The 23328-nt window shown below is 51.4% G+C and carries 18 protein-coding genes; 10 read left to right on the top strand and 8 right to left on the bottom strand.

Annotated elements, in window-relative coordinates:
• Window positions 1-29: 29 nt before the first annotated feature.
• Together SE18_RS20660 and SE18_RS20655 are read right to left on the bottom strand one after the other, a co-directional pair.
• Window positions 30-3212 carry an Ig-like domain-containing protein gene (locus tag SE18_RS20660; RefSeq protein ID WP_054536371.1) on the bottom strand — a complete coding sequence of 1061 codons (3183 nt, stop codon included), beginning with the start codon at window positions 3210-3212 and terminating at the stop codon, window positions 30-32.
• 60 nt (window positions 3213-3272) lie between these two features.
• Complete coding sequence (locus SE18_RS20655; protein ID WP_152976708.1) at window positions 3273-3479, bottom strand: hypothetical protein; 207 nt, start codon at window positions 3477-3479, stop codon at window positions 3273-3275.
• Between the two features lie 361 nt (window positions 3480-3840).
• Here SE18_RS20655 and SE18_RS20650 point away from each other — a divergent pair, with 361 nt between their 5' ends.
• The 4 genes from SE18_RS20650 (at window position 3841) to SE18_RS20635 (ending at window position 6993) form a co-directional block, all read left to right on the top strand.
• Complete coding sequence (locus SE18_RS20650) at window positions 3841-4338, top strand: thioredoxin family protein (RefSeq protein ID WP_054536369.1); 498 nt, start codon at window positions 3841-3843, stop codon at window positions 4336-4338.
• Between the two features lie 65 nt (window positions 4339-4403).
• Window positions 4404-5255 (top strand): dTDP-4-dehydrorhamnose reductase, encoded by an 852-nt coding sequence (gene rfbD, locus SE18_RS20645; protein WP_054536368.1) that lies wholly within the window; start codon window positions 4404-4406, stop codon window positions 5253-5255.
• Window positions 5252-6199, top strand: coding sequence for a glycosyltransferase family 2 protein (locus SE18_RS20640; RefSeq protein WP_054536367.1), 948 nt, complete (start codon window positions 5252-5254; stop codon window positions 6197-6199). Before rfbD ends, SE18_RS20640 begins: the two co-directional genes overlap by 4 nt.
• Window positions 6200-6207: 8 nt before the next feature.
• Window positions 6208-6993 (top strand): dolichyl-phosphate beta-glucosyltransferase, encoded by a 786-nt coding sequence (locus SE18_RS20635; protein ID WP_054536366.1) that lies wholly within the window; start codon window positions 6208-6210, stop codon window positions 6991-6993.
• 180 nt (window positions 6994-7173) lie between these two features.
• On the opposite strand, the gene SE18_RS20630 is transcribed toward SE18_RS20635, so the two are convergent.
• The gene (locus SE18_RS20630) at window positions 7174-8361 is read right to left on the bottom strand and encodes an MFS transporter (RefSeq protein ID WP_054536365.1); all 1188 of its coding nucleotides are present in this window, start codon (window positions 8359-8361) and stop codon (window positions 7174-7176) included.
• A gap of 325 nt (window positions 8362-8686) precedes the next feature.
• A complete protein-coding gene (locus SE18_RS20625; RefSeq protein ID WP_054536364.1) occupies window positions 8687-9436 on the bottom strand; it encodes a DUF3592 domain-containing protein in 750 nt (249 codons plus the stop codon).
• Window positions 9437-9553: 117 nt separating this feature from the next.
• Here SE18_RS20625 and SE18_RS20620 point away from each other — a divergent pair, with 117 nt between their 5' ends.
• Both SE18_RS20620 and SE18_RS20615 read left to right on the top strand, forming a co-directional pair.
• Window positions 9554-10291: a type 1 glutamine amidotransferase gene (locus SE18_RS20620; protein ID WP_054536363.1), complete on the top strand. Its 738-nt coding sequence runs from the start codon at window positions 9554-9556 to the stop codon at window positions 10289-10291.
• Between the two features lie 13 nt (window positions 10292-10304).
• Entirely contained in the window at window positions 10305-11045 is a 741-nt protein-coding gene (locus SE18_RS20615; RefSeq protein WP_054536362.1) for a phage antirepressor N-terminal domain-containing protein, read from the top strand.
• 275 nt (window positions 11046-11320) lie between these two features.
• Here the strand turns inward: SE18_RS20615 and SE18_RS20610 are convergent, their stop codons facing one another.
• The 3 genes from SE18_RS20610 to SE18_RS20600 form a co-directional block, all read right to left on the bottom strand.
• The gene (locus tag SE18_RS20610; protein WP_054536361.1) at window positions 11321-12100 is read right to left on the bottom strand and encodes a glucose 1-dehydrogenase; all 780 of its coding nucleotides are present in this window, start codon (window positions 12098-12100) and stop codon (window positions 11321-11323) included.
• A 72-nt stretch (window positions 12101-12172) separates the two neighbouring features.
• Window positions 12173-13384 (bottom strand): CCA tRNA nucleotidyltransferase, encoded by a 1212-nt coding sequence (locus tag SE18_RS20605; protein ID WP_054536360.1) that lies wholly within the window; start codon window positions 13382-13384, stop codon window positions 12173-12175.
• 72 nt (window positions 13385-13456) lie between these two features.
• The gene (locus SE18_RS20600) at window positions 13457-17689 is read right to left on the bottom strand and encodes a S8 family serine peptidase (protein ID WP_054536359.1); all 4233 of its coding nucleotides are present in this window, start codon (window positions 17687-17689) and stop codon (window positions 13457-13459) included.
• Between the two features lie 594 nt (window positions 17690-18283).
• On the opposite strand from SE18_RS20600, the gene SE18_RS20595 reads away from it, so the two are divergent.
• The 4 genes from SE18_RS20595 to SE18_RS20580 all read left to right on the top strand — a co-directional run bounded on the left by SE18_RS20595 (window position 18284) and on the right by SE18_RS20580 (window position 22625).
• Window positions 18284-19552 carry a M16 family metallopeptidase gene (locus SE18_RS20595; RefSeq protein WP_054536358.1) on the top strand — a complete coding sequence of 423 codons (1269 nt, stop codon included), beginning with the start codon at window positions 18284-18286 and terminating at the stop codon, window positions 19550-19552.
• 70 nt (window positions 19553-19622) lie between these two features.
• A complete protein-coding gene (locus SE18_RS20590; RefSeq protein WP_152976706.1) occupies window positions 19623-20597 on the top strand; it encodes a ribose-phosphate diphosphokinase in 975 nt (324 codons plus the stop codon).
• A 97-nt stretch (window positions 20598-20694) separates the two neighbouring features.
• Entirely contained in the window at window positions 20695-22242 is a 1548-nt protein-coding gene (gene glpA / locus SE18_RS20585; RefSeq protein ID WP_152976705.1) for an anaerobic glycerol-3-phosphate dehydrogenase subunit GlpA, read from the top strand.
• Complete coding sequence (locus SE18_RS20580) at window positions 22239-22625, top strand: YkvA family protein (RefSeq protein ID WP_054536357.1); 387 nt, start codon at window positions 22239-22241, stop codon at window positions 22623-22625. The genes glpA and SE18_RS20580 overlap by 4 nt, the downstream gene beginning before the upstream one ends.
• Window positions 22626-22631: 6 nt before the next feature.
• On the opposite strand, the gene SE18_RS20575 is transcribed toward SE18_RS20580, so the two are convergent.
• On the bottom strand, window positions 22632-23328 hold a 697-nt coding region (locus tag SE18_RS20575), incomplete at its 5' end, for an IS982 family transposase (RefSeq protein WP_054532803.1).

Here is a 23328-nt window from a genome sequence, read left to right as displayed (position 1 = left end):
GATGCGCAGCGGCAAGCCGCTCACGCTGGTTATTTGCTGGTATAAGGCAAGAAAAGTTGATAACGGGCGTTATTGATGCTAATCGTTCCCTGTACCACCCCACCATAACCATCGTCCACGCTATAGGTGATGGTGGCTGTAAACGGAGTGCTATTTGGTGCGCTATAGCGGAGTTGGTTATTCATGACTTGAACCGAGCCACGATTAACGCTCGCACTCGTAATCGTCAACGGATCGCCATTTAAATCGTTGGCCTGCGCCAAGCCATCGATCAGGGTGGTGCTGTTGGGGGCAACCGTCAGCGTCAGCGGGGCAACGGTTGGCACATGATTCAAGATATTAATTTGCACGACTCCCGATGCTGTAGTGCCATAGCTCATATTGCGTACCGTATACTGCACTGATACGACACCCTGAAAACTCGGTGACGGCTGATAATGGAGTTGGTTGCCGCTGATCGTCGCCGTACCATGGGCTGGGCTACTAACTGAGACCAGTTGCAGCGGCGCGTTATTAACTGCCCAATCATTGGCCAACACATCAATGCTCACAGCCTGCGGACGATAGGTTGAGGCATTATCATTCACCACAATCACACTTGACTCTGTGCTCAAGAGCTTAATGCGGGCGGTTTGTTGGCCGCCATGGCCATCACTCACCGTATAGGTCAGCATATCGCCAAAATATTGTTGATTTGGCGGCATATAGCGCACTTGATTATTGACAATCGTCACGCTGCCACTGACGACGCTGGCGTGGGTAATTGTCAGCAGATCACCATTTAAATCGACCAAGCCACTCAATGGATCAAGCACAGTTTCGACAAATGGCCGCACTTGGCGCTCTTGATCAACGAGGGTTGGAAAGTGGTTCCAAACCTGCACCCGCAGCTGCGCTGTAGCTGTGACCGCATTCAGTGGGTCGCGCACGGTATAGGTCAGGGTAGCGGTGCCTTGGAATTCGGTGGCAGGGGTGTAGACCAGTTGCGTGCCGCTGATTACCGCAGTGCCGTTGCTTGAAGGGGTAACACTCACCAATTGTAGTTGGCTGGGCTGATCGCTCCAATCATTGGCTAGCACATTGACCGTCACCGGTTGCGGGCGATAAGTAATTGCATAATCGGCTTTGGCGCGAATCAAGGGTGCGTTGCCATATTCCCAGGCAGCGATCATGGCCGATTCGTATTGATTGCCAACCCAATTGAAATAGCCATACATCAGCATGCGGGTTGGAGTTGGTGCCAGTTGGATGACGCCCCCTTGTTGACCAGATGTAAGATCGTGCTGCACGCCACCAGCGAGGCCATGCCATGCGCTGCCATCCCAGCGTAGAATGCCTGGGCTAACAATGCCGTTGGTCAGGCCACGAAAACCACCAGCCACATACAAGCCATCAACACCCATTTCCAGATCACTAATTCCGCCATCAAGCACGCTAGCTAAACTGGACCATGTTGTGCCATTCCAATAGGCGATTTTGGGGGCGCTCACTCCGGCGACACTGCTAAATGTGCCTGCAATGTACACACCATCGGCGCTTGGCTCAATCTCCCCAATATTGACCACATTGGTAGCAAGGGTCGTCCACTGCGTGCCATTCCAGCGCGCGAGTTGGCTGCCATCGCTGATATACACAAAATTGGCATCAGCCTCAACCACGGTTACCTCATTAAAAGTAACAGGTGTATTGAGCGCTTGCCATTGCGTGCCATTCCAAGTAACTAAATTGTGAGCATTTACCCCATTAAATTGCTCAAAATCACCAGCCACATACAGCAGGTTATTGGCTTGAGCTAAACTTTTAACATAGGCATTGCTAACTTGGTCCCAAGTATTGCTGCCTGCCTGATACAGTTGCCCGTTGTAAATACTAAATAAGCTTTGTTGATATTTCTGGAGTGCAGCAACATTGTAAATACTGCTTTGATTGCCGCTGGCAATCAAGGATTGCCATTGATTATTGAAATTCAAATGGGCTAAGGTCGATGAGGCTGTACCCCAATACATTCGGTCGGAAGCAGCATAGAGGTCTTCACCAGCTGTGGTTATAACTGCCTTGTAGGCAGCAATTCCATTCGGGGTCGGTGATTCCCAACGCTCACCATTCCAGCGCATGACTGAATCGACTTGGGTATACTGGGTTGAATTGGGAAGAGCTTGGTTTGAAGCGAGTGGCCCAAAGGCATACAATGTTTGGTTGTAATTCAGCAAGACAGCATCTGGGTAACGCTGCCAACTAATATAAAAATTTGCGGGACTGAAGTTTGAAAGGGTATTCCACTGGGTTGTATCCCAATGGAGCAAGTGGAAATTGTTCGACTTGGCTAAGGCATACAATTCACCATCGATAAAGGCCATACTATGGATTGAGTCGGAAATTCCCCTGCCAATCGGGTTCCAGTTTGTGCCATTCCAAGTCGCTATGTTTTTGATCGGCGGTTGGACGGTTGAGGTAAATTTACCGCTCACATACAGTTGGTTGTTAGCCCATTCTAAATCAATGACATTGCCATATACTCCAGCGCCCACACGGCCCCATTGGCTACCATTCCAATGCAGCAGGCCCGTTTTTTCACCATTCAGGATAAAGCTCCCACCTAAGTACAAACCATCGGGCCGCGAAAGCATCGTCAAAACAGCCCCAAAAATTCCTTCGGCAGCACGATGCCACTGGGTTCCATCCCAGCGAAAGAGTAAGCCAGATGCTTGACCAGCAACCTGCTCCGAATAGCCACCGACATAGAGTTGATTATCGTGGCTAAGCAGTTGAAAAATATTAATAGTGCTAAACGGATAGGCAATCGCCGTCCAGAACTGGCCATCCCAAGCAGCAAGGCTGATATTTTTAGCTCCAAGGGTCAAACGGCCTGCTACATACAAGCGATTTTGGTGCACAGCAAGCGAATCAACTTGACCACTTACGCCATCAAGTTTCAACCATTGTTGACCGTTCCAATAGCCAACGCCTGAATCATAGGTGTTTACCGCAGTCGAGATAATTCCAGCATACAGGGTGCCATTCCATTCAACCGGACGCAACGGCGTATAGCCAGCATCGTTTTTGATTGGCCCAGCAAAGGCTTGGCTCCACGAGCCAGGACTCATTGGCTGTTGCGGCGCAACGGCGGCAACTGGGCCAGGCGCTTGGTGGCTTATGCTCAAGCCAAGCACTATCAGGATGCACAGGCTGGCCATTTTTTGCAGTTTCGACATACAATTCTCTCCTTGGTTGGATGCACAGCGGCAAACACGGTCGCTCGCTGCTCGATTTGGTTATTTGCTGGTAGAAGGCAAATCCAGCAGGGCAATTGGGCGCAGCGGGTACTTGGAGCGGGCATAGACCGCAAATTCATCGCTCCACGTGCCTTCAATCACTGGTTGATTTTGCTTGGTTGCTTGAGCAATCTGAGGGTGTTGGGTGCTTGCGGCTGGGGCAATGCTGCTTAATCCTGAGCACAATTCAATCATAAAACGCTTCAAATCCATCTCCTTCAGCTCTAAAGCTATTGGCACACACTGGTTGATTTAGCCCAATAGGCTAAACTAGCAGGCCGCTGGTTAAGTTCAGTTTGTACCCAGCAATTCATTCAAAGAGATTATGGCTTACGGACAAATCTCTCATTAACAAGCATACCAACCTAGGCCTAAAGCAACAATGGGTCAAAGGGTGTATCAGGGGGTTAGGGTGCGATTAAGCTATGGGTGATTTTTGGTGGAGCATGGCGCTGCAAATTCAAAAGAACCCGCTATAATAAGGGCAGCTTTAAAGTCCTGTTGATTGTTGCGTCCCGAGAGCAAGCTCGAAGCAAGCACAAAATCACAACCGTTGAGGAATTAATACATGACAGATTCGCTCTTTGATGCAGAACGTGATCCGTTTGCCGATATGCGCAACGCTTTAGAAACTGCGCAACGTGAACATAAAAATATTTTAGTTGAGCTTGGTGGCGATTGGTGTATTTGGTGCCATCGCTTAGATGCGTTTATCAAGGGCCATCCCCAATTACGCTATTTGCGCGAAATCCATTATGTTTCGGTCAAAGTCTTAGTTGGCGATGATGAGCAAAAAAATAAAACCTTTTTAGAACATTTGCCAGGCTTCGATGGCGTGCCGCATATTTTTATCTACAACAGTCGGGGCCAATTGCTGTGCTCGCAAGATACCAGCGTCTTAGAAGAAGGCGAAAGCTATCACTTTGGGCGTGTCCGCGAGTTTTTGAGCCGTTGGTCTGAGCCGCGGCTAACACCCTATGATGCCTTGGATACCGCCGAGCTCAAACGCTTGGTCGAACACTATTATTTTGGTGAAACTGCCAATCGCATCACCCCAAGTGCCTAAACAAGCCCAGTTTAATTGACGAATGCGAGGGCTTGTTCTACCATGCGCCGCGCAAAGGAGTTTATATGCGTGTGTTGATCCTTGGGGCAAGCGGCCAACTTGGCAGCGAGCTGACCAAAACGTTTGCCGACCATCAATTATTCGTACCCAGCCACCAAGAACTTGATTTAAGCCAGCCAACCGCACGCGCTGCGATTAATCAGCTTGCCCCGGATTTGGTGTTGTTGCCAGCAGCCTTTACCAATGTCGATGGCTGTGCGATTGATCCTGCGCGGGCCTTTCGCGAAAATACGCTGGGGCCAAAATATGCAGCCTTGGCCTGCCGCGATCGCGATATTCCGTTGGTGTATGTTAGCACCAACGAAGTATTTAGTGGCAATAGCCAACAAGCCTACAGCGAATACGATCAGCCAGCGCCGATCAATGCCTATGGACGCTCAAAATGGGGCGGCGAGCAAGCAGTCTTGCAGCATGCGCCGAATGTTTTTATCACCCGGGTTGCGTGGTTGTTTGGTGGTCAGCGCAACTTTGTGCGGACCATCGCTCGTTTAGGCCGCGAGCGCCTGCAAACTGGCGAACCATTGCGGGTTGTAACCGATGAGGTTGGCACGCCAACCCATGCCGCCGAGGCCGCATGGGCAATTCGCCAACTAGTCGATAGCAATATTCCTGGCATTTATCATGTGGTCAATGAAGGTGCTTGTTCGCGCCATGAACTGGCGTGCGCGGTTTTGGCAGCAGCGGGCATCGACCTGCCAGTAGAGCCAATTAGCTCAGCGGAATTTAGTCGGCCAAGCAGCCCGCCGCCCTTTTCTGCGCTTAGCAATAATGCAGCAGCAGCCATGGGCATTCGCTTGCGGCGCTGGCAAGCAGCGGTCATTGCCGCAGTCGCAGCCATCGACGAGCCAACTGAATGAGCCATAACATCGACATTCTGATTCCCAATTATAACGGGGAGACGTTATTAGCAGCCTGCCTCGCTAGTTTGCGCCAACAAACCCGCAACGACTTCCTGATCACGGTGATCGACGATGCCTCGCCAGATGGCAGCGTTCCTGCGTTGCAAGCGGCCTATCCTGAGGTAAATTGGCTGATTCAGCCGAGCAACCAAGGCTTTGTAGCCGCAGTCAATCGTGGGTTTCAGGCAACCAATGCGCCGTGGGTCATTTTGCTCAACAACGATACCGAAGTTGGGCCAGATTTTGTTGCTGCATTAATCGACACGCTCGAGCGTTTTCCGGCCTATGATTTTGCTGCCGCCAAAATGCTGCTCTACAGCCAACCAGACCATTTGCACACGACAGGCGATGGCTACGATTGGAATGGCGTGCCATGGAGTCGCGGGGTTTGGCAGCCAGATCATGGCCAATATGATGCGATTAGCGAAGTTTTTGGCCCATGCGCCGGAGCAGCAGCCTACAAACGCGCCAGTTTGCAACAACTTGTCGATAACGCTGGCAACTTGCTCGATCCTTTGTTGGTGATGTATTGCGAGGATGTTGATCTCAATTTACGCGCGCGGCGAGCTGGAATGCGCACGCTGTTTGTGCCCCAAGCGCGAGTCTTGCATCACCTTAGTGCAACTGGCGGCGGTATGCGAGCCAGCTATTATTGTGGCCGTAATTTTATTGTGCTTTGGCTACGCCATATGCCAATTCAAGCCTGGCCGCATGCCCTTCCTGCCTTTCTCTGGTCGCAACTCACAATTTTTGGGCAAGCACTCCGCCATTGGAGGGGAGAGGCCGCCCGCGCTCGCTTACGTGGTCAGTGGGCTGGGTTGCGGCTCATTCCGCGCATTTGGCGTGAACGAAAGCTAGCCACAGCAGAAGCACAGCGGCTGCTTGCTTGGCTTGGACGATAGGAGTCCCCATGGCCCCGTATCTTTCGGTGGTAATTCCGGCCTATAACGAAGCTCGCCGATTACCGCAAACCCTTCCTTTAGTTTTGCAATTTCTCACCGCCCAACCATGGTCATGGGAGTTATTGGTGGTTGATGATGGCAGTAGCGATCAAACCGTAGCGGTTGCTGAAGCAGCGTGCAGCGAGTATGCGCAAGCGCGGGTTATTCAAAATCCGCATCGTGGCAAAGGCTACACCGTGCGCACTGGCATGACCCAAGCGAGCGGCGAGTATGTGCTCTTTTCCGATGCCGATTTGGCAGTGCCCATGAACGAATGGCCCAAACTCGAAGCCAAGCTGCAACAACAGTATGATATTGTGATCGCCTCACGCGAGGGCGCAGGGGCCAGCCGCATCGACGAGCCATTTATGCGCCACCTGATGGGGCGGGTGTTCAACCTGATTGTACGGGTTTTGGGCATTGGCAAATTTCAAGATACCCAATGCGGCTTTAAGGTTTTCAGCCGCGAGGCCTCGCACGATGTTTTTGGCCGCATGCGCTTATATGACGATACGACCGAAGCGCCCAAGGGTGCTGCGGTTACGGCCTTTGATGTTGAGGTGTTGTATTTGGCCTTGCGCCGTGGCTATAAAATTGCCGAAGTGCCCGTCACTTGGCGCTATGGCGAGGAAACCAAGGTCGATAATATTCGTGATTCGTGGCGCAACTTGCGCGATGTGATCAAAGTGCGCTGGAATGCCCTCTCCGGCCAATATCGCGATGTGAAAAATAAGAACATAGAACATAGAGCATAGAGCATATTTTTTTAACCACGAAGAGCACGAAGAGCACGAAGGCCAGAGGCTATTGGCTATCGGAACATTGGTTTGGGATTCAAATCAATCTCCAATAGTCAATAGCCTCTAGCCCATAGCCATCCTAATATTCTGTCCTCACTTCATCCCTCATAATTCATCCTTCATCCTTTTCAACTTCTAGCCAATCGTTGTTGTGCGTTCAGGCTCTGGCAAGCGCACCGTAATAAAGAAGGCTGGCAAGAGCAAGCCAATTGCCGCAATCATCGCCCAAGTTGGCGAGGTTAAGTCGGCGAGGCTGCCAATAATGGGGTAGAGCACGCCTGAGGTTCCCCAAGCAAAGCCCATCATCATAGCGCTTGCGGTTGCAATATGTTGCGGTGCATACTCTTGGGCGGTCACAATCGAAACCGGAATATTCGCCATCACCATCGCCCCAACCACCGCCGTCAAGGGGTAATACCACCAATCCAAGGGCGATGATAACACCAAGCCAATAAAGAGTGGAATTGTGCTCAAAATGCTGGAACGCAACACCACTGTGCGCCCAATTCGATCTGAAATTCGCCCGCCAACGATGCCACCAACCGCCGAAGCAATGTTATATACCGCCAAAGTTGGGCCAACATGAGCATCAGCCAGCGCCTGATCAAAGCGATCGCGTAGCATAAAGCCCAATAAGCTGCTATACGAAACGCTCGAAAGCGAGCGCAGCACACTCATAAACCAGAGCCAACGCAATGGCCCTTGAAACACGCTGATATAATCGCGCAGCGTTTTTGGTTGGCTGCGATTTTGGGCCGCCGAAGGAATCAGCAAGAAGGTCACAATCCCAATCAGCATGCCAGCTGGCAGCAAATAGGGCAAGCTATTCAAATCAAACTGGGCAACAATTAAGGGGCCAAAGGCCATACCCAAGGTTCCACCAGCAGAGAAGATCGAAACAAACAAACCGCGTTGATTGGGGTTCGCGCCCATAGCGATGTAGGCCGCCCCAGCAGGGTGAAAAATTGCGCTGCCCAAACCTCCAAGCATAATTAATGCGCCGAGCATAAAAAAGTTGGGCATATAGCCAATTAAGGTCAGGCCAACTGCCGTCAGCACCGGGCCAAACGCCGCCAACCAGCGCCGATCAACATAATCGCCAACTGCGCCAAGCAATGGCTGAAGCATCGAGCCAGCAAACGATAAAATCGCCACCAAAATTCCAGTTTGGCCAATCGACACCTGATAGGTATCGCTAATGCTTGGCAGCAATGGCGAAAGCAATGAAGTCCACATATCATTCATGGCATGCGAAAACGTCATCATCACCATGACCGAAAGGCCTGTCAGAGCGACAGCCTGCCCACTTGTCCGCGTTGCCATGCAGCCTCCAAAGCGCCTATGAAATTTCCCGCATATTAGGATAAGTATATAGCAGATCGCGGTTTTGCCATCAGGCTTTGGAGCTGATTGAGCAGTAAAAGCCAAACAATAGATTTAACGCAGCGGCGCAGAGCGGATCAGGTTTTTGGCTCTTGGCTATAGACACCACGAAGGATGCTTATTTTTTGCCAAAGATTCTACAGATTACCCAACATTGAAGCTATAGGTTATGGGCTATATCTAATGGTTCATTGGATTATCAAGAGATCACGACAAAACCACGGAATTAAAGCCCTCGCCTACGCTACGGGTGAGGAAAGCCAATTTACAACAACGTAAAATTCCGCTCATCAGCAAACATCACCACAATTGGCGTGTTGGCTGGCGGTGGGGCTGTGTTGCGCAAATCGTTGCGAATAGCACTTTGGGTTTTGGTTATTCCTACCCCATAAGGCGAAACAAAATAATACTTAATTTCTAAATTCCAATCGCCATCGCCATCTTTCTCAGCGCTGGCATTAATAATTTGCCCAGGCAGCATTTGGCCGCGTGAGCGCAAGGCTTTGGTCAAACGCCATGGCCGAATCACAAAGAAGATTAACGCAAGCCCGCCAAACAAACTAAACATCACTGCAAACGCCAACTGCATCAGCACATTATTCCAATTCACTAGCGCGCTTAATTTGGAAACCTCTGGATTGGCAGGGTCATAGCGAACTGCCACCGAAGTACCTTCGCTCAAACTACGATAGGTTGCTTGATCAATGATATGGCTTGATTCAAAGCTGCGACTAGTGCCATTAAACGGAGCCTCAAAGCGATAAGCGACAAAATAGCTCGGATCATCGCCACTATTCTCGATCCTAAGCTGGGTGATCGTTGCTTGCGTATCATCACCATTGATCAGCGCTTGAGTAGCGCCAACATCACGCAGCAAAAAGCCCAAGGCGATACAGCCAACCAGCAAAAACGGAATACTAAACAGCAACATAAACCAAACAAATTTGTCGCTGCCATAGGGTTTTTGGCGCGTCACAACAGCGGCATTCTTGGGATTAAGTAAAAATGGTTGCATAAATTATCCTTTGAGCAGTACAACATCAAATTCAGGTAACAGTTATACGCGATGAGTATCAAGGTTTTGTTAAGCAGCCGAGCGTAGTACAATGAGCACGAATACGTGGAGGATGCGATGTACAACCTGACAATTGCTCATCTTTACCCTGAACAGATGAATATTTATGGTGATCGTGGCAATATTATCACCTTACGCCAGCGCTGTGCATGGCGCGATATTACAACAACCCTCGTTCCGGTGATGCCTGGCAGTAACATCGATTGGCAGAGTGTCGATTTGGCATTTTTTGGCGGGGGCCAAGATAGTGGCCAAGCGCTAATCGCTGCTGATTTTGTTGAGCAGCAAGCAGAGCCATTGCGCCGCGCCGCCGAAACTGGCATGGTGCTGTTGGCGATTTGCGGTGGCTATCAGTTACTAGGCCATTATTTTTTGACCCACACTGGCGAGAAATTACCAGGCATCGGCTTGTTGGATGTGCATACCGTAGGCAGCACCCAACGCCTAATTGGCAATTTGCTGATCGAGGCCAATTGGGGCACTGGCAGCCAAACCTTAGTTGGCTTCGAAAATCATAGCGGCGGCACCTTCCTTGGATCGGGGGTTAAGCCATTGGGCAAGGTGCTGGCTGGCCATGGCAACAATGGCAAAGATGGCAGCGAAGGCGCTGTTTGGCAAAATGTAATTGGCTGTTATATGCATGGCTCGTTGCTGCCCAAAAATCCGCATTTTGCCGACCATTTGCTTGAGCTAGCGCTGCAACGGCGCTATGGCTCAAACGCCACCCTCAAGCCACTTGACGATCAGTTGGAACTAGCCGCCCACAACACGATGCTCGAACGCCTCAAGGGCTAGATAAAGGATTTGCATGCAACATTTTTATAATAGCGAGCTAGGCCAAATTCTCGCGCTTGATCCCAACCAAACCTATGCTTCGATTCCCGTAGTTTGTGCCATGCTGGAGATTCCGCATGCACCGCAGCTCAAGCGAATCAAAGCGCATGCCACCTTGGCAACGGGCTTACGCCCACTGAGTGTGCCCAATCTCGATGGCGAGGATGAGCGCCAGCCATGTTTGCGGATCGATCTGATTCCCTTGTGGGTGGCAGGGCTTGATCCCAAGAGCGTGAGTGCAGAGGCGGCGCCAGTTGTTCAGGCCTTGAGCAACGAAATGGCCTCGGTGCTGTGGCAGAGCTTTCGCCCGCAAGGCTTTGAAACCAACGACCAACTATTGCCCAATCGTTGGGAGCAAAGCCAAGCAGAGGTGGCCTATCGTGGCGCGTTGGCCGTGGCCAACCTAACCCGCGAGCAGATGTTGCTTGAGCGCCAGCTTAGCGCCGATGTTGAGGCCCGCGAAATGGGCGGCATGAGCGCTGAAATTGAGGCCAACGCGGTGTTATTGGCCAGAACGGTGCGGCGGGTTGCCCAAGTTGTGGGCGAACGCTCGCGACGCAATGAATACCCAGCAATTTTTGATGGCTTGTATCGCCAATGGGGCATCACAACCTACCGCCGCATGCCGCAAGCTCGGCTCAGCGAGGCCTTGGCCTGGCTCGAACGCTGGTATGGCGATGCACTCGGCGAACCAGAACCAATGCCAGATATTTAAAAAGTATGAAGGAGGAGGGATGAAGGATAAAGGAAATATTCGGGGCAAAGAGTAAAGGCAGAGGGATGAGGGATGAAGGATGAAGTAGGAGCTAGGGATCAGGATTCGGGGGCTAGGCTATGGGCTATCGGAACAATTGTTGAGATTTCAAACCAAGCACCGATAGCCTAACGCCGCATTTTCTTCGCGCTCTTCGTGTCCTTCGTGGTTGAAATATTATCCCAAACTCCTGATCTCTGCCCTATGTTCTATACTCTATGTTCTTTGTTCTATCGCTAGCCCAAAATCCCGCCAACAAGGCTGCCGCCATCCATTGTCATCACGGTACCTGTGGTAAAGGCGGCGGCATCGCTGGCCAGATATAAGGCAGCAGCAGCAACTTCATCGACGGTGCCAATTCGGCCTAGCGGGGTGCCAGCCACAATTTTCTGATTCAGATCCTCGTTATCCCACAGCGCTGAGCTAAATTTGGTTTTGATCAAGCCTGGAGCCAAAGCATTAACTCGAATATTGAACGGGCCTAATTCTTGAGCCAACTGCTTGGTCATGGCAATCACAGCCGCCTTAGAAATGCTATAAATTCCCATTGCGGTTGCTGGTTGCAAGCCTGCCACCGAAGCCACATTGATAATCGAGCCACCGCCTTGGGCTTGCATGGCCTCAGCTGCCGCTTGGATCAACCAAAAATAGCCTTTAACATTGACCTCGTAGGTTTTATCCCATTGGGCACCATCGGAGTTGAGCAACGGGCCAAAATGCGGATTGGTTGCTGCATTATTGACCACAATATCGATTCGGCCCCATTCGGCCAAGGTTTGGGCGACCACCGCTTGCACTTGCTCGCGCTTGCCAGTGTGGCATGCTACGGCCAACGCCGTACCACCAGCTTGATTAATGCTATCGGCGACGGTTTGCAGGCTTTCTAATTTGCGCGCGCAAACCACAACCTTGGCTCCTGCTTGGGCAAAATGGTGGGCAATTGCCTCGCCAATTCCCCGTGATGCACCAGTTACAATTGCCACCTTGCCACTTAAATCGAATGTCGTCATTGGCATTACTCCTAGTTCAAGAGCGATTCTGCTCGGGCCGAAACAGCTGATGATCGCCTTGGCTCATCCACATCTATCTTAGCAAAGATTAGGATTTTCAGCTGCAAATTGATCAAGTTGGCGTTCACGCGCAGCGGCAAGCAGCGTTTTATACTCTGGGCCTGGCTTAATCCCTTGGGCCTGCAAATCACGCCCGCTTAGCTGGCTGGCAATTGGCCGCAACGCCTGCAAATAGTAGGCTATTTGCTGTTGAACGAGAGGTGTTTGGGTACTGGCCCAAACCTGCAAAACCAACGGCTCAAACGGGCTAAGCAAGCGATCAAGCTTGCCCGCAGAGAGCGTAGTGTTCAGCATAGCAGCAGTAGTTGCTAACGCATGCCATTGCCCAACTGCTTGGCGAATGGGCTTGGGCAGGCCAAAGCGTTTGGTTTGAGCTTGAGCAGCGTTTGGAGAAAGCTGGCTCATCAACAGCAACCAGCTAATGGCCAATTGCTCGTTTGGCAAATTTGGAAGCAAGCATTGGGCTTGGTGATTGAGGGCTTGTGGCCAAGCACAGCCACATAGTTGTTGCAACACACCCCACTCATCAGCCAAACTTAACGCTTTGAACGCACTTGGCTCGCTTAACAGCAAGCCCAATTCATTCCACAAACGAGCAGGCGTGGTCTGATCGAGCCATGGCAAGCCTTGCTGCAACAGCTCGGCAGTGGATGGCTCAAGCCTAAATTCTAAACGTGCTGCAAAGCGCAAGGCGCGCAAGATTCTGGTTGGGTCATCGATAAAACTGCGCTTATGCAAGACTCGAATCAAACCACGTTGCAGATCTACCAACCCATTGTGTGGGTCAATTACGTTGGTTGGTTGGTTGGCAAGCTGCAAGGCCAAACAGTTAATGGTAAAATCGCGCCGCGCCAAATCATCAGCTAAGCGCGCAAACTGAACGATTGGCAAGGCCGCAGGTTGGGGATAGGATTCACGACGGGCTGAAATCAGATCCAAGCTGACCAGCGCGCCAGCATCCAACCAACTCACGGTAGCGGTACCAAATGGCGGGTGGGTGTGCAGCTGATCAGGCCAGACTGTGGTCCAAGCCTCGGCCAGCGCAATTGCATCGCCCTCAACCACAAGATCAATATCGCCAACTGGGCGCGCCAGCAACCAATCGCGGACACAGCCACCAACCACATAACAGGCCAAACGCTGCTCAGCTGCATAGTGCATCAACCACGTCATGCGTTGCTGCAATGGTGCAGCAGCCTGGCTAAAAAACGCTGCAAGATCATACAACATTGAGCAATCTCAAATAAAAAATGCCCTCACTCGCAATGAGTGAGGGCATTGTAACCGACAATTGGTCAGAACTTACGACGTCTTGTTAACCAATGGCAAGAACATCTTGAACACAGCTTGAACTGCTTCGATTGCAACGTCGACATTTGCTTGGTTGCGATCAGCAGCTGAGCTAAAGACAAAACTGTTGGTTAAGGTGCCAGCTTGGGTTGCGCGAGCGCGGTAGGTCAAGGTCAGCGTACCTGGTTCGCCTGCGCCAACCGAAGTACAGATGGTTGTACCAGCGGTTGGAACGTTGGCGCTAGTTGCGCTATCGCCACTGTAGTAGTAGCTTGAGCCCAGTGTACCATCAAGGTTTTCGATCCCAACTGCAACACCATCAGGGAAGGTGGTTAAGTTGCCAGTGAGCGTACCATAGACAGTACAGAACTCTGATACTTCACCATCAGCGCGGGCATAATTGGTAAAGTTAAGGTTCGAAGTGGCTGAACCAAATTGTTGAGCACCTTGGTATTCGATTGCGACATAAGGTGCGGTAGGCTCGTTTGGATTGACCCCATCAACAATCAAGACATAGAACTCGCCTGCGCCTGGATCGGATGCTGAGGTACCGTTCAAGTCCAAGTCAGTCCACAAACCTGAGTACGTTCCGTTAGGAGCGGTTGGATCAGGCATTTGCTGTGCGGTGAACAGCTCATCGTTGGCCCCAACCTCGGCAAGGTGCAAGGTACCATTTGAGCTAATCAGCACGTCGCTGTGATTGACATCAAAGGCGCGAATATTGAATGGTGCAATATCAAAGCCAATGAGTGCTTCATCACATGAGGCGAATGGAGCTTCGGCACAAACGGCGGTAGCGTTCGCATCGGCTGAAACATCGAAGTTATCGAATGCTATGCCACCGTTGCGGCTATCGCTGAAGGTATAGCCTGTTTCAGCACCTTCGACCACGCCGCTCCAAGTGATGGTGCGGGTTCCAGCGTTGTAGCTAGCGCCAGCAGGCAAGCTGCTTGCATCTAATTCCAAGCCGACAGGCAAGGTGTTGGTAATGTAGAAGGTATCGTCCATCGCGGCAGCGTTGGAAATCGTCAAGGTATAGGTGACGTATTCGCCAACATCAACCGTTGTATCGCTCACATTGACGCTCACTTCTGGCTCCAAGACTTCGAGCCGGAAGGTGGTGCGGCCAATGCTACCTGGGTTGGCTGGGCTAGTGCCAAGGTCAAATTCGCCGAACCAAACATCACCAGCTTCGAGAGCTGGCTCGTCCCAGTAAATATCAACGCTGAATGGAGCGCTGCCTGAAACGTTGGCTGGGCCAACAACATCCCAGTTACCAAGGTTGGTGGTTGGAATATAGTAGGCTTCGAGCGTAATTGGATCTGGAGCATTGACTGATTCGGCCCAGTTTTGCACCAAGATAATATAGGTCCCTGCAGCTGGGTTAGCCAACGTGAAGGTTTCTAAGGCTGATGGGGTCGTTGCGGTACCAATTTCTTCGCTTTCTTGAGGAATGCCATCGCCGTTGGTATCGCGGAAAATGTACATGTCGACATCTTCTGAGGTCGTTTCAGCGATGCGGGCGGCAAATTTGCTTGCGCCAGCAGGAATCACAAACGATTCGTAGAAGGTACCATCATTGATGTCATCATAGACTGAACCGTCATCGCTGTCACCAGTGATAACTTCAGTAACCTGCAGACCTTTGGTCAAACCAAATTCGCGGATGGTCAAGTTGGTAACATTGATAGCGTTATAGCCACCAACAGTCACCTTGCCACTATCGCGGCGGGTGGTTGCCGAAGCGTTAGCGGGCACGCCACCTGAAGTTGCCTTGACTGCAATTGGGAAGTGGACTGCTGGTGCGCGGTTGGCTGATTCAGTCAAGCGCAATTCACCAAAGATCCAGTTGCCATTGATTGGGCGGCCAGCAACATTAGCCTTGATCGTGATGGTGCCGGTTGCACCTGGAGCCAAGTTCAAGCTTGCAGGAGTTGCAGTAACCGTGACTGGCGAGGTTGAACCGCTGACCGTCCAGGTTGTTGCAACACTCAAGGTATTCTTGACAGTCCGCGTCCACGTACATTCAATTGCACATGCGTCGTTGGCGGCGCTGGCAATGTTCAAGGTTGCAGGGTTGCCACCAGCTGATGGATTTGCTGCAACGAAGTTTGAAACAGTTTCGTTCAGCACCAAACCAGCGCTGAATACTTTGGTCAAATCGACGCGACCAGCACCCATGTTGAATGGATCAGCTGGGGTTACGCCATCTGGCTTGACAACGCTGGTCTTAGCAGTCGTCATCAAGGCCGATTTGATTTCAAATGGAGTCCAAGTTGGGTATTTTTGGCGCATCAAGGCGGTCACGCCAGCGTTGTGCGGGCTTGACATTGAGGTACCACCGATAACTTGGAACAATTCGCCATCGACGAAATCGTTGTCCCAAACATCAGCAGTATGGCCTGCGTTAACATCAACCCCAATCAAGGTTACGTCTGGTTTGATCAAGTTTTTGACTGGCGAAGGACCCATTGAGCTGAAGCCAGCCATCTTATCGCCAGGGCCAGTAACTTTGACCCCACCATCGGCTTTACCGGTGACGGTGCCTGATTGAACGTAGGTTACCAAAGCTTCGCCAGCTGCACTTTCCAAGGTTGCGTTCTTTTCGAGGTGAACACAGACTTTGGCGCAGTAGTCGGCAACAATCCCTTGGTTGTCGGTAGCGTTAACGATAATCCCGCCACCAGCGCCGCCAGCAAACACGTTGGCGTATTTGAGCACGCGGGCATTGTTACCACGGCGACAAATCACAATATCGGTTGCTTGGAAGGTGCCTGGGGCATAGGGCGATACACACAAACTTGGGGCAACAGTTTCACCTGCTTGGGGTGGAGCCAATTTGATTTGGCCAGTAACTGAGCCTGGGTAGAGTGACGCACCAACCAATGGGGTTGGAGCAGCACCAGTGCCACCGCTTAAGTTGCTAATATAGCCTTTGAATTCGCGAGCTTGGGTGCTAGCAGCAACGGTGATCAACCATGGTGAGTTGTGAGCAACACTACCAACGGTACCAGCGTTACCAGCTGAGGCGCTAACAACCACGCCAGCAGCGTTGGCGTTACGGAACGCAACTTCAACGCCATCAGTCCATGGTGAGTTGCCGCCGCTGATCGAGTAGTTCAACACATCAACGCCGTCGATCAAGGCTTGGTTGATAGCTGAAACTGAGTCACCGCCGTTACAACCGCCGTCTTCAGTATCGGTTGGATCTTCTTCCCAACAGACTTTGTAGGCGATAATGCGGGCGCGAGGTGCAACCCCAGAAACGGTGCCGAATGGTGAAACGGTGCCACCGTTACCGCCAGCAGTTGTAGCGGTGTGGGTGCCGTGACCGCTTTGGTCCATTGGTGATTTCGCTTCACCAGGGTTAGCAATCCCACCGCCGTTGTACCACCAAGCCCCAATCAGCTTGTCGTTACAAGCGCCAAAGCTGTTGTCTGGTGATACTTGATTCGCAGGAGGATTGGTAGCACAAATCCCTTTGTAGCCACCTGGCCATGCGCTGTAATCGCCACCAACTGGTGATGGGTCGCGCAATGATGGGTGGATACCAGTGGTGGTAAAGGTGCTTGAAGGGTTGTAGATACCGCTATCGATAACCCCAATCACAATGTTTTCACCAGCATTGGTGCCAGTGTTGCCACCGCCAAGATTTTGCCAAAAGCTAGCAGTGCCAATAAATTGGTTGCTGCTATCGGTATCGAGCTTTTCGACTGGAGCAACTTCAACCGAAGCAACTTCAGGGTGATTGCGCAATACGGTAATTGCTGAAACATCAACTTCCAAGAACATCCCGTTCAAGGCTACTTGATAATCGGCAAGTTGCTTGATTTGGTTTGATTTGGCTTGGACATCTTTCAGGAAGCTTGCATGCTTGCCATCGAGATACTTCAAGTAGGCTTGGGAATCAGCCGTCTTGACATCGAGTTTGTTACGGCCAGTTTGCGCATTGGCAGTGGCCTTCAAACCATTAACGTCGCCAGCATAGGTTGCCAACGGAGCTTCGTGGAACTGAACAATAACTTTAACCGAGCCAGACTTGGCAAATTCACCATACAATGGGGCAAGAGTGGGTTTGTTTGAACGGTTAGCAGTGCTTTGATTCACTTGCAGCGAATCAGTTGCCGTTTCGACACTGGGCTTGAGGGGTTCTGCTGCCCGCGTGACGTTGTTAGCGCTTAAATTGCCCGCTAACATGGTTAACAACGCTAAGACCGTTGCTAAACGAGTGTAACGATGTTTCACTACCAGTTACTCCTTCAGCTATATCGAATTCAGACCTGGGCGAGTTGGGAATACAACGACGAAAATCAACCTCCTTATCGACAGTGCCTTAATTCGCATATCAATCTATAGCCTGAACCAAACCCATCTAAAACAGAGTTTGGCAGATGATTGCAGAGAGAACCCCGTGGCTGAAAATAGTACAACCGATGTGGGGAGAGCTTGGGATTTCACGCCCATAAGGCGCTGATTGGGACTAAAAAAGCGGGACTAATTGGTGATTGATGCTCTGTATTATACCACACTCTCTCTTTGATGAAGAACTGATTAAGGGGTGATTATTAGGTTAATCGCAGTGTATCCAGTTGGATGACCAATCAACCATTGATAGGACATGACCGCTATGCAGCCTTGTTAAACCGCGCTTGGCTATTGCAATGGAGCGATTGATTCAAAAAGAGGCAATAGCGCAACTTCTTCCATGGCTACGTTTCTGGATGCAAGGGTGGTGCATATCACCACCAAAAGAGCTGTTTCTTGGCACAAAATGCCGTGTTATGATTAACCTAAACCATTGCGAAATGTGATGATTTAACCAGGTTTTAGGAGTATACCATGGCCCCTATAAAAGTAGTTTTGCCAAATGGTCTGCGGATTTATACCGATGAAATGCCTCATACCCATTCGGTTTCGATGGGTATTTTTACTCAAGTTGGTTCGCGCTACGAAAATGCCCGCCTAACTGGGATTTCGCATTTTTTAGAGCATATGTTTTTTAAAGGCACCGCCAAATATCCCACTGCCAAAGATTTAAGCGATGCCATCGAAGGCATTGGCGGCTATATCAATGCCGCCACGTCCTACGACACAACTTGTTATTACTGTAAAGTTGCCAATATTCATACCGAACGTGGCATCGATGTATTAACTGATATGCTCAACGCTGCTTTATTCGAGCCAAAAGAAATCGAAAAAGAACGCGGGGTGATTCAAGAGGAAATTAAAATGTCGCTCGATGTACCCGCCCAATGGGTCCATCAACTGCTCGATGAATTAATGTGGGGCGACCAGCCAATTGGCCGCGATATTGCTGGCACGCTCGAAAGTGTTGGGTCGTTTACCCGCGAGGATCTTTTAGCCTATCGCGATCAGCATTATGTTGCTGGCAATACGGTCATATCCTTGGCTGGCAACTTTAATAGCACCGAAATTGTCGATCGCTTAACCAGCCTCTTTGGCAGTTATCGCAGCCTTGAAGTGCCCAAGCCAATTGCAACCAACAGTTTTGGCAACGCTCCAGTTGTGCATCTGTTGAATAAACCGACCGAACAAACCAATTTTGTGCTCGGGCTGAAATCGTTTGGTTATGGCGATAGCGACCGCTGGGCCTTGAGCGTGCTCGATAGTATCCTTGGCGGCGGCATGTCGTCGCGCTTGTTCCAAGAAATTCGCGAAGAACGCGGCTTGGCCTATAGCGTCGGCTCCTACACCGCCGAATACGACGACGCTGGCAAGTGGATCATCTACGGTGGCGTGGAAGTCAGCAAGGCCGTCGATGCAATTAGCGCCGTCGTCGCAGAGTTGCGCAAATTACGCGATAACGGGGTTACGCCAGCAGAATTGCACCGCATCAAAGAGCAAGTTAAAGGTGGCATGTTGCTTGGGCTTGAGGATACATGGTCGGTTGCCAATCGCAATGCCCGCCACGAACTACGCTACGGCGAAGTTATTCCCGTCGAGCAAATTGTTGCTTGGATCGAGGCCGTGACCTTGGAAGACATTCAACGGGTGGCGCAGCGCCTAATTCGCCCAGATAACTTATACTTAGCAATTATTGGCCCTCATGCAGAGGCCGCTGAGTTTGAACACGCTATTACGTTATAGCATTTCTCGCAGATTGCTGGTTGGCAATGCAGCCAGCCAGCAGCTATTGCAAGTATAAGGAGAACACCGCGTGAGCCGTTTTGATGAAATGCGCATTTTTAGTGGGTCGGGCAACCCAACCCTGGCGCAGGCGATCAGCTCGTACATTGGCATCCGCCACGGTGAACTGAGCATCCATACTTTTCCTAATGAAAATATTTTTGTCAAAATCGAAGAGAGTGTCCGCGAACAAGATGTGTTCGTGGTGCAATCGTTAGGTTCTCCGCTTAACCACCTGATTATGGAAATGTTGATTATGCTCGATGCCTTCAAACGGGCTTCTGCTGGTCGCATTACCGCCGTTATTCCCTACCTTGCCTATGGCCGTACCGATAAAAAAGACCAACCTCGGGTGCCAATTACCGCCCGTTTGTTGGCCGATTTGATTGTAGCTGCTGGCGCGCAACGGGTGCTGACCCTCGATTTGCATGCAGGCCAAGTTCAAGGCTTCTTCAGCGTTCCAGTCGATGAAATGAGCACCATGCACTTACTGACCAACGAGGTCAAATCGTGGGGCTTGGAAAATGGCATCATCGTTTCGCCTGGCTTGGGCTTTGCCAAAAAAGCTCGCAACTTTGCCGAAGCTGTTAATATGCCCCTTGCCTTGGTCGAAAAACGCCGCATCAACCACCACGATGGCACGGTTGGCCATTTGGCAATTTTGGGCGATGTTGCAGGCCACGATTGTGTGATCGTCGATGATGAAGTTGCGACTGGCCACACCATGATTCGAGTTTCGGAGCTGTTGATGGAGCGCGGCGCCCGTTCGGTTCGGGCCTGCTGTATCCATCCATTGTTCTATGGCGATTCGGTTGAACGGCTTAAAAATAGCCCAATTGAGCGCTTTGTCACCACCGACACCATCACCTTGCCGCCAGAAAAACGCTGGCCAGCCTTGGTAGTCAAATCGGTTGCGCCGCTCTTGGGCGAAGTCATTCAACGGATTCACACTGGGATCTCGGTCGGCGCGATGTTCCCTGCTGGCCCACAAATTGGCCGCTGGTAAGGCTTAATTACCCAATTAATCTGCTTCGCACGAAGATTTAACGCGCTTGCTGCTTTAAATCTTCGTGGTGTTTAACCTGCTACAAGGATGTTCGATCATGCCTAGTTCAACTGATGTTTTAGTCATTGGCGGCGGCGCAACTGGCACTGGGGTCTTGCGCGATTTGGCAATGCGTGGCTTGCGCTGCACATTGGTCGAGCGCCGCGATTTGGCCGATGGCACAACCGGACGCTACCACGGCTTACTCCACTCTGGGGCACGCTATATTGGCCGCGACCGCGAAGCCGCCCGCGATTGCGCGATCGAAAACCAGATTTTGCGCCGCATTATTCCGCATTGCATCGAAGATACCAGTGGCTATTTTGTGTCAACTCCCCACGACCCCAAACGCTATGCAGAGGAATTTTTGGGCTTGTGTTTTGCCGCAGGTGTGCCAGCCCAACAAGTGCGGGTCAGCACGCTCTTGCAACGCGAGCCAGCACTCAATCGCGGCATTTCGCATGCGTTCGAGGTTGCCGATGGCTCAGCTGATGCCTTTTTGACCGTCGAGGCCAATGTCCGTTCAGCGCGTGAGTATGGTGGGCAGACCTTACTCTATCACGAAGTTGTTGATTTAATCGTCGAGGCAGGCACAGTTGTTGGCGCTCGCTTGCGCAACAATTTGACTGGCGAGGAATTTAATCTAGCTTGCAGTGCCGTGATTAATGCTGCTGGAGCTTGGGCTGGGCGCATCGCCGCAATGGCTGGGGTTGCGGTCGATATTGTGGCGGGCAAAGGCGTGATGGTGGCCTTCAATCATCGCCTGGTTAATAGTGTGATCAATCGCTGCAAGCAGCCAGGCGATGGCGATATTATTGTGCCAGTGCGCACGGTCTGCGTTGCTGGCACCACCGATGAAAGCGTGCCCGACCCTGATGATCGCTCGATGTTGGCCCATGAAATTGCCACCGTTTTAGATGAAGGCGAGATTTTGATTCCTGGCTTGGCTCAGGCCCGCATGCTCCGCGCTTGGGCTGGGGTGCGCCCACTCTATCGCGAACAAATTACCACCGATGATCGCGAGCTTAGCCGCGATTTCAAGGTGCTCGATCATGTCCAACGCGACGGCGTGGCTGGCTTTGTCTCAATCGTGGGCGGCAAATACACAACCTATCGAATGATGGCCGAACGCACGGTTGATGTAGTTGCCAAGCAGCTTGGCAATACGATGCCATGTCGTACTGCCGACGAAGCGATTCCAGCGCCTGATCAACGCCGCTTGTTTACGGTTGGCGCCCCGCTGGCAACTATCGAAGCCGAACAAAGCTATGGCGATTTAATTTGTGAATGCGAGTTGGTGACGCGCCAACGGCTGCTTGATGCATGGCAAGCAGGGGCAACCAGCATCGACGATTTGCGCCGCGATACGCGGATTGGCATGGGGCCATGCCAAGGCGGATTTTGCACCATGCGCACTGCCGCGTTGGCCTACGAAGCCAAGGTTGCCGACCCACAACAGAGCGTTGCCGCTATTGAAGCTTTTCTGCAGGAGCGTTGGCGGGGCATTCAGCCAATTCTTTGGGGCGATCAGTTACGTCAAGCTCGACTTGATGAGCAGATTTACCTCAATTTGCTGAATGTGCACCCTGAGCAACCCCAAGAATGAAGCAGCAATTTGCCACCTGGCAACAGCGAGCGCGCCAGCTTAAACAACAACTAAGCGTACTACTGCTTGCATGGCCTGATCCACGGGTGCCGTGGTATGCCAAAGCCTTAGCGCTTTGCACGCTTGGCTATGCATTCAGCCCAATCGATCTGATACCCGATTTCATTCCGGTTTTGGGCTATGTGGATGATTTGCTGCTGCTGCCGCTCGGCATTATGTTAACAATCAAGCTGATTCCAACCGAGGTTTGGCACGAATATAGCCTCAAAGTTCAACAAAGCCAAGTACCAACCAAGCCCGTGAGTTATATTGCTGCGGGCTTGATTATTGGGCTATGGCTTGGCGTAGCGTGGTTCGTATTGCGCAGCATATGGTACGCTTGATGTGAGTTAGGCTTCTTTAAGAATGGTGAAGGTGAGCACATCGATCCCAAAGCGTGCACGCAACACGGCTTTTAAGACCAGATGGGTCACCTTGCTCGCAATACGGGTCGCCAAGCCTTCTACGGTTTTGGCCAACAAGCGCTCGACATGCCGTCCGGTGTTTTGCAGTTCATGAAACGTCCCTTCGATCCGTTCACGGATCGACCCGAGGAGCGCATCAAATGGCGCGGGATTCCGTCGTTGATTGTGGCGTTTGGCCGTCCAGATGCGATTCGTAGTCGTGTTCCGCACCGCCTGCTGCCATTGTTGACCAAGAAAGCCTTTATCCGCCCAGACATCGGCATTCGTGATTCGGTCGAGTAGTTCGTCCGCAGCGGCTCGCTCATCGGTATGGGCAGGAACGAGATCATAGGCGACGGGAATGCCATCCAGGGTCGTGAGCATGACCAGTTTATAGCCAAAATAATGCAATTTGCGGCTAACACAGTACCCATAGCTGGCACTGCCAGCAAAATCGCTGCGGGTTTTGGGGCGGGCATACCCAACCACGGGAATCGGTTTGGTATCCAGAATGACCTGCGGACGAGTAATGGTTGCCCAGGAGCGGAGCCACGACTGGCGTAATGGTTCAAGCAGGCCACACAGGCGGCGAGCATGACGATTGAATTGGCTTTGATGCGGCAGGGTCGGAAATAAATCGGCA

The organism is Herpetosiphon geysericola (genome assembly GCF_001306135.1).
GTDB lineage: Bacteria > Chloroflexota > Chloroflexia > Chloroflexales > Herpetosiphonaceae > Herpetosiphon > Herpetosiphon geysericola.
Note: the sequence above shows the minus strand (reverse complement) of the source record. Positions and strands in the feature narration are given on the sequence as shown.